The organism is Streptomyces sp. adm13(2018), from assembly GCF_008042145.1.
GTDB lineage: Bacteria > Actinomycetota > Actinomycetes > Streptomycetales > Streptomycetaceae > Streptomyces.
Window position 1 is genome coordinate 22988 of record NZ_RDBH01000137.1, and the last position, 8073, is coordinate 31060.

Consider the following 8073-nt stretch of genomic DNA (forward strand, 5'->3'; position numbering starts at 1 on the left):
GGAGACGGAGACGGCCCCCGTCGCCGTCTCCTGCTCGCGCAGCGGTACGACGCCCTCGGCGCCGAGGAGGCGGGCCAGTTTCACCGGGGTGCCCGAGGCGAAGATGGCGGGGGCGGTGACGGAGGCGCCCAGCTCACCGCCCAGGCGCGCGGCGGCGATGGTGACGTTCACCGAGTCGCCGCCCAGGTCGAAGTAGTTGGCGTGGACGTCGAATTCGGGGTGGTCCAGGGTGGCGGCGAAGACGCGTGCGATGGACCGCGCGAGCTCCTCCTCCGTCATAGCGGCCTCGGCTGCGGACCCGGCGGGAACGGCGGTGTCCCCGGCCGTGGCGTCGGGAGCCGGCTCAGCGGCCGGTGCGACGACCGCGGGCTCGGGCCCCACCGCCACGGACTCGGCCACCAGCGACTCGGCCGCCAGGGGCTCCGCTTCGGGGCTCGTCGTCGGCTCGGCGGGGAGCTCCTGCTCCTCGCCGGAGCGCAGGATGGTGTCGCGCGTGGGCAGCGGAAGGGCGGCGCGGGCCACCTTGCCGTTGTCGGTGAGCGGGAGGGCGTCGAGGTTCACATAGGCGTCCGGCACCATGTAGGCGGGCAGGGCGCCGGCGACCAGGGCGTCGAGCCGCGCCTTGCCGGGCACGGCGTCGCCCACCAGGTAGGCGGTGAGCCGCAGTTCGCCGCGGCCCTCGAAGCGCGCCGCGACGACCACGGCGGCCGTGACGCCGTCGACGCGCTCCAGGATCCGCTCGATCTCGGCGGGCTCGATGCGGTGGCCCCGCACCTTGACCTGGGCGTCGGACCGGCCGAGCCACTCGACCGCGCCGGTCTCGTGCAGGCGGACCTCGTCGCCGGTGCGGTAGAGCCGCGTGCCGGTGACGGGGTGCTCGACGAACACCTCCCGCGTCAGGTCCGGCCGTCCGGCGTAGCCGCGGGCCAGTCCGGTGCCGGAGAGGTACAGCTCGCCGGTGCTCCCGGGCCCGGACGGGTTCAGGTCCGCGTCCAGGACGTGCAGTTCCATGTGCGGCAGGGGTTCGCCGAGCGGGAGGAACGTGCCGACCGCCTCGACCCGGTGGGCCGCGGCCCAGATGGTCGCCTCGGTCGGGCCGTACAGGTTCCACAGGGCGCGGGCGGGCTCGTGCAGCCGCTCGGCGGTGGCGGGCGACAGGGCCTCGCCGCCGGAGAGGACGGTCAGCCCGGCGTGCGGGCTCCAGCCGGTACCCAGCAGCAGACGCCAGAGGCTCGGCGTCGCCTGGGCCACGGAGACCCCGCTCGCCACCTCGGCCAGCCGGTACGGGTCGGCCGAGGTCTCACGGGAGGCCAGGACGACCGTCGCGCCGACCGTGAGCGGCAGCAGCAGTTCCAGGAGGGAGATGTCGAAGGCGACCGTGGTGTGGGCGAGGACGGTGTCGTCCGCGCTGACGCCCAGGCGTCCGCCGATGCCGGTGAGGAAGTCGGCGAGTGCGCCGTGGCCGATCTCGACGCCCTTGGGGTCGCCGGTCGAGCCGCTGGTGAAGAGGGTGTACGCGAGGTCGTCGGCGGTCACCCGCGGGGGTACGGCCTGGGCCGCTCCGTCCGCGTCGGGCACCTGTCGCGCGGACCCGAGGGACGCGCCCAGCGCGTGGGTGCGGGCGTCGGTGAGGATGAGCTCGCAGCCCGAGACGTCCACGTACCGCCGCAGCCGGTCCTCGGGGTAGCCCGGGTCCAGGGGCAGGAAGGACGCGCCGGCCCGCAGGATGCCGAGCATCGCGGGAAGCAGCGCGGTGTCGCGCTCCAGGAGGACGCCGACCACCGAGCCCTGCTCGATGCCCTCGTCGTGCAGGCGGGCCGCGACGGCGTCCGCCCAGCCGTCGAGACCGGCGTAGTCGAGGGTGCGCCTGCCGGCGCGGACGGCGACGGCTCCGGGCCGTTCCGCGGCCGCGGCGGCGACGAGGTCGAGCACGGTCGGGCCGCCGGTCTGCTCGCCTGACGCCCCGGCAGACTCCACTGCGGTGGCCTCGGGCGCGCCCCCGGCGGATTCCTCCGCGACAGCGGCGCTGCCGGAGTCGGTGGACCGGCCGGAATCAGTGGACCTGGCGGAGTCGGTGGACTCGGTCGGCGGCTCGTCGCCCTGGAGGAGCGCCGCCATGGCCAGGTCCTCGACGCGCTCCACGAAGTCCAGGGCCTCGTCCTCGCCCATGGCGGTCTCCCGCACGAAGATCGTGGGCGGGCCGTCGTTCAGGCACAGCAGGGCGATCTCGGTGTGGGGGTCGGCGGACGCCTCCTCGCCGGAATCCCGCTCCAGCACCATGACGCGGGTGAAGCTCGGCTCGTCGGCGCCGAGCGGCCGGCCGGCGATGCCCAGGCGGACTTCGAGGTCCCCGGCGTAGCCCTGGCGGGCGGCGGCCTCGTCGAGCCTCTCCCGCAGCGAGCGGGCGGTCCCGCCGTCGTAGCGGACGGGGAAGCGGGCGGCGGTCAGCCCGTGGGTGCGCTCGGCGAGGACGCGGGCGACCGACGGGGACCAGGCGAAGTCGAAGACCTCGTCGCCGACGCGCTCGGCGACGGCGGCGAGGAAGGCCCGCAGGACGGCGACGCTCTCGTCCCGCGAGGCGGGGACGTACGCCAGCTCGTAGTGCCCGTAGTGGGCGGTGGCCGCGGAGTAGTCCTCGGCGGCCAGCGGCACCGGACGCACGTCGTCCAGGCGGGCGCGCCACCACGGCTCGTGGGGGCGCAGCCGCTTCTGGGCCTCGGCGATGTCGGCCAGGCGCTCCTCGGAGACGGCCGGGAGGGCGGCACCGGCGGCGATGCCGAGGCGCTGGGCGGCGGCCTGGCCGCTGAGCGTGCTGCCGTCGACGGCCCGCCAGTCGCTGAGGACGAGGTCGGCGTCGGGCGCGGCCAGGGTGATGGCCGTGGTGGTGACGGAGAGGACGGTGGTCGCGGTGCGCGGGTCGTCGCGGGGGATCAGCCGGGCCTGCCGGGTGTAGACCGCGCCCAGTTCGGTGACCAGGGCGGGCACGCCGAGCGGGTTGGGGAAGGAGCCGTGGTCCAGGGCCCGGACGAGGCGTACGGCCTCGGCGGCGGTGGTGCCGGCGTGGATGACGCCGCCGCCCGCCATGCGCGCGGACCGGCGGTAGAAGCGGCGTTCACGCCCGCTCGTGTCGAGGGTCTCGGGGAGCGTGCGCCGGGCGACGTGCGGGACGAGGTCGGCGAACAGCTCGATGCCCGTCTCGGCCGCCTCGTAGGTGAGGGAGAGGGCGGTGGCGTGGTCGCGGACCGGGAACCAGCGCTCCAGGAGCACACCGCCGGCGTCGACGGCCTCGGTCATCAGGTGCCAGGTGGCCGCGTGCCGCGGGGCGCCCTCGTACAGGGCCCAGGCGGGCACGTGGCTGCCGGAGTAGCGGGGCAGCGGGCCGTCGTGGAAGTTGATCGCGGCGATCTTCGGCAGGTCGAGGACGGCTCCGGGCAGGATCCGGAAGTTGACCATGCTGAACAGGAAGTCGAACGGCCGCTCCGACAGGAGCGCCGTGAGGTCGCCGGCCGGGTCGTGCACGGGGACGTCGTGGGCGTCCGCCCAAGCGACGACGGCGGGGTCGCGGCTGAGGACGCCCTCGATCGTCACACCGGCGTCGAGGAGCCGGGTGCCGCACTGGGTGAGGACGCGGGTTCCGCCGATCAGATAGCAGTTGGCTGTCGTGCTCACCGCTCCGCCTTTCCGGATTCGGCGGCCTCGTCGTTCGCGGCGGCGGAGGAGGCGGAGACGGCTGAGGCGGAGACGGCTGAGGCGGTCACGGTGTCCCCGGCGTCGTCAGCACCCTCGGCGCTCGCGGCACCCTCAACGCTCGCGGCACCCTCGGCGCTCGCGGCGCTGCCGGCCTCGGGGGCGTCGGCGCTCTCGCGCAGGACCCAGGCGTCGATCTGGGCGACGACCTCCTCGTCGTACGAGAGCTGGCCGGGGGTCCACAGCGGGTTGGAGAGGCCGCGGTGGGTCCGCTCGCACATCTCCCAGTCCTCGTAGTTGGCCTTGTCCCACAGTGCGAAGACGTCCTCGTGCGAGAAGTCGCTCTTGACGGTCTCGCTGGGGTGGAACAGCCAGAAGTGGCGGACGAAGCAGGTGCCGGGGCTCTCCGGCCAGACCCACTGCATCATCACGTAGTCGGCGGTGAACCCGAAGAGCAGGTTGGGCAGGATGGTGATCCAGTTGATCTTCTGGAGGTCGCCCTCGGGGACGTTCGGCATCGGCGTGCGCCCGCTGCGTCCCGTGACGGAGACGGAGTTGTAGCCGGTACGGATCGACTGCCAGGCGCCGACGATGTCGCCCCGGAGGCCGTAGGTGCCCGCGTCGTCGAAGTCGGTGATGCGGTGCAGGTCCTTGTGGGCGGTCGGGAAGTGGAGGCTCTCGTTGACGTTGTGCGCGACGAGCTTCCAGTTCGAGGCGACCGGGTAGTCCTTGGCCTCGACGCACTCCAGGTCGGCGAGGTCGTAGACCTTGGCGAACTCGCCGAACTCGCCCAGCGATTCGTCGAGGTCCGGCGCGTCGTCGGAGAGCGCCACGAAGACCACGCCGAAGCGGACCTCGGTCCGCACGGGCAGCAGGCCGTTCTTCTCCTTGTCGAAGAAGTGATCCATGTACGTGCCGTTGAGGCTCTTCAGCTTGCCGTTCCGGTCGTAGACCCAGCAGTGGTACAGGCAGACGAGGCTCTGACGCTTGCCGGTGGCCTCCTCGACGAGCTTGTAGCCGCGGTGCCGGCAGTAGTTGTGGTAGCCCTGGATGCCGTTGTCACCGTGGATGAGCAGGATGGATCCGGAGCCGATGTTGAGGGTGCTGTAGGCACCCTTCTCCTTCAGCCGGGAGACGTGGTCGACCGGGAGCCAGCGCCGGCCGTAGATGCGGGACATCTCCCGGCGGAACTGCTCCTCGCCCGTGTAGAACTCGTGCGACCTGCCGATGCCGCCGGTCTCGAAGTAGGGCCTGTCCTCATCCTGGTCACTGATGAGGTCGAACATGCTGGACGCGCGCGTCATCTGCGGGACTCCCTCGAAGGCGAAGCACATGGAGTGGTGCCGTGCCGGCGCAGCCGTGGTCCGGGGCCCGTCGGGACGGGCCGCACCGGGCCACGCGCGCCTGGCCGGCGGGTGACGGGGGTGCTGCTGGAGAAGGGGAAGAGTGGTGGTCGTCCGGGCGGACCCGAGGTCGCCCGGACGCGTCCGGGGGCACCGGCGCAAGGGGGCGGGCCGGTCGTCGGTGCCTCCCGTGGTCTGCGGGGGGATCCGTCCGGCACGGGGAGCCGGACGGACGGATGGTGCGGTCGCGGGACACCGCTGCCGGGACGGGTCGGGGGGATCCGTCCGGCACGGGGAGCCGGACGGACGGATGGTGCGGTCGCGGGACACCGCTGCCGGGACGGGTCGGGTCGCGGATCCGGAGCGCAACGGCGTGGGACGGAGCGGGCGTTCGCGGGTGCGCCCGTCACCGGCGCCAGCGCGGCACGGAACCGCGCCCGACGCTGGGCGGTGCGGCGCTGGCCCGGGATCCGGGATCCGGGATCCGGTACCAGTGATCCAGGATCCGTGATCCGCGTGATCCGTCAGTCCCCCGGCAGTGGCGTGGCCGGCGGTGGCGCGGCCGCCGGTGATACGGCCACCGGGGGCGGTAACCGGCAGCGGGCGGCGGTCAGCCGGCGGCGGGGTCGTAGATCCGCTCGGACTCCGGTACGCCGGCGTCGTCGTAGAGCCGCTCGAGGGCGTCCGGCGCGTAGATCTCGTAGTCCGGGACGATGCCGCCGATCAGTCCCAGCATCTTGTCAGTCCACTCCTGGGACTTGCTCATCGCGCTCATCGTCGCCTTGAAGAACGGCGGCAGTTCGGTGAGTTCACCGAGCGTCGTCGTGAAGTCGTAGACGCCGGCGCTCTCCTCGTCGCGGAGCTTGTTGTACTCGGCCAGCGCCTCCTCCATGGGCCGCTCGCCCGCGAGGCCCTGGTGGATGCGCTCGGCGAGGAGCTCGCCGTGCAGGAAGGAGTCCGTGATGCCCCAGCCGGTGTAGGGGTCCTTGTGGTAGCCGGCGTCACCGACCAGCGCCCAACCCGGGCCGTACGCGCGGCGGTAGTAGTTGTCCGGGTAGCGCATGGGTCGGAAGTCCTCGACGCGGGTGCCCAGGTCGCGCAGCTGCTCGCCCATCTCCGGGGAGACGTCGTCGATCACGGCCTGGAAGTTGGCCTCGACGTCCTGGCGGAACTCCTTGAGGTGACGCTTGGCACCGATGATGGCGACCATGCTGACGTCGCCGTTGGTCGGCCAGGTGCCGAACCACTTCTCGTTGAAGCCGTTCTTGTGGTGCAGACCCCACGACTCGAGGCCGCTGTAGTACGAGTAGTAGACGAAGCCGGCGGCGGGGCGCACGTTGTACAGCTCCGCACCCACCTTCTTGGCGACGGTGGAGTGGAAGCCGTCGGCACCGACGACGATCGTCGCGCTGAACTCGTTCTCCGGGCCGTCCCCTTCGCGGCCGCGGATGCCCGTGACGCGTCCCTCGGAGACGACCACGTCGGTCACGGTGAATCCCTCGATGACCTCGGCGCCGGCCCGGCGGGCGGCGTTGACGAGGATCTCGTCCAGGACGGTGCGGCGGGGGCAGTAGACGGCGTCGACGCCGTCGACGGGCTCCGCGAAACCGTTGAGCTCGATGCCCCGGTAGGCGTAGTGCATCTTGCGGAGGGCGGGGGTCTTGGCCGCGATGATCTCGTCCAGCAGACCCCACTCCTGGAGCCGCAGCAGGCCGGCCTGGTGGATGTAGTGGGTGGAGACCGTGTCACTGGGGAAGGAGGCCCGGTCTACCACGAGGACCCGGTGGCCCTGGCGCGCCAGCTGCATGGCGAGCGGCGATCCTGCGCACCGGCCACCCACAACGATGACGTCATACATAGATTCCCCCTGCTTGGTCGACTTAACGGCCTGAAGCTCGGCCTGGTCAGAACGCGAGCGCGAAACGGAGGCTATGCAAGGGGTAGATCCAGGTCAAGCACGCACCACGGGAAGGTAATGCAGGAGGGTCGATATTCAGTCGGCGGAATTCATCACTCCACGCCACTATGGTCGACCATGGGTGATTTGACCGAAGCAAATGAGCCGAAAATGAAGACCCCAAGGCACCCCAAGGAAGGGTAAAGAAGAAGCCATTCCGCTTATTCACATAACTGGATGCACGCTGCATTAATTCGAGTCTGCACCACTATTGCGCGGAGGCTTCGAGAAGGGGACCAAAACCTCGGCGGCACGGGCTTTTGATCGATCAAACCTACCCATCGTCAGACAGGCCGGGACCCACGGCTCGCCCCAAGCGGTACCGTGGTGGTAGCCGTTGGCGATTACCGCGCTGCCGCGTCCCCCGTGGAGGGGGCGCTTCGGGTACGGACCTCCTCGACGCGCGGCCCTTCTGGCCGCGCACTTCCATCCCCTCGCACGGGGGGAGCGGAGGGCTCCGACCCCGGAAGGGGCAGCATGGAACTCCACGACGCGTCGACAACCCCCGCCCAGTACACCGCCGTTCTCCCGCCGGACGCGGTGACGCCGGGCCTCCGCGTTCAGCAGCTCTCGGTACCCCCGGGGACCCACGTCCTGCTCCTGGCGGGTGAGGTCGACGGCGACACCGCTCCCGCGCTCGCCGACGCCCTGGACGCGGCCCTCGGCGGGTCGCCCGCCCCGGACGCTCTCGTCGTCGACTGCTCCGGCCTCCGGTTCTGCGCGTGCGCCGGACTCAACGAGTTCCTCCGGGCCCGTCACGCCGCGGCCGCGGCCGGGATCCGCTTCGCACTCGCGGCCCTCACGCCGCAGGTCGCCCGACTCCTCGACCTCACCGACACGTTCACCGCGTTCGAGATCCTGCCCGAGGGCGCGCAACCTGCCCCTCGCCGGCGCCGAAGCGGCCCAACTCACCGCGGCCTTCTGCTTCGACGACCTCGGGCGGCACCGGTTCTGGTGCATGTGCCGGGAGGACAACACCAGCGCCAGGCGCCTCTACGTCAGTCTCGGAATGAGCCACCAGGGCCTCTTCCGCGAGGTCGACCTGAAGGAAGGCCGCCGGCACAACCACCTGGTCTTCGACTGGCT

At 71.9% G+C, this 8073-nt stretch carries 4 protein-coding genes; 1 reads left to right on the top strand and 3 read right to left on the bottom strand.

Going from position 1 to position 8073, the window contains the following annotated elements:
• The 3 genes from EAO70_RS26965 to EAO70_RS26975 form a co-directional block, all read right to left on the bottom strand.
• Positions 1-3669 (bottom strand): amino acid adenylation domain-containing protein (locus EAO70_RS26965; protein WP_148005505.1); only part of this gene is annotated, 3669 nt, incomplete at its 3' end.
• On the bottom strand, positions 3666-4991 hold the full coding sequence (locus EAO70_RS26970) for an aromatic ring-hydroxylating oxygenase subunit alpha (RefSeq protein ID WP_261993077.1): 1326 nt from the start codon (positions 4989-4991) through the stop codon (positions 3666-3668). The genes EAO70_RS26965 and EAO70_RS26970, both read right to left, overlap by 4 nt.
• 649 nt (positions 4992-5640) lie before the next feature.
• On the bottom strand, positions 5641-6888 hold the full coding sequence (locus EAO70_RS26975; RefSeq protein ID WP_148005506.1) for an NAD(P)/FAD-dependent oxidoreductase: 1248 nt from the start codon (positions 6886-6888) through the stop codon (positions 5641-5643).
• A gap of 576 nt (positions 6889-7464) precedes the next feature.
• Here EAO70_RS26975 and EAO70_RS40470 point away from each other — a divergent pair.
• Positions 7465-8073: STAS domain-containing protein (locus EAO70_RS40470; protein WP_148005531.1), on the top strand; the 609-nt coding region annotated here is incomplete at its 3' end.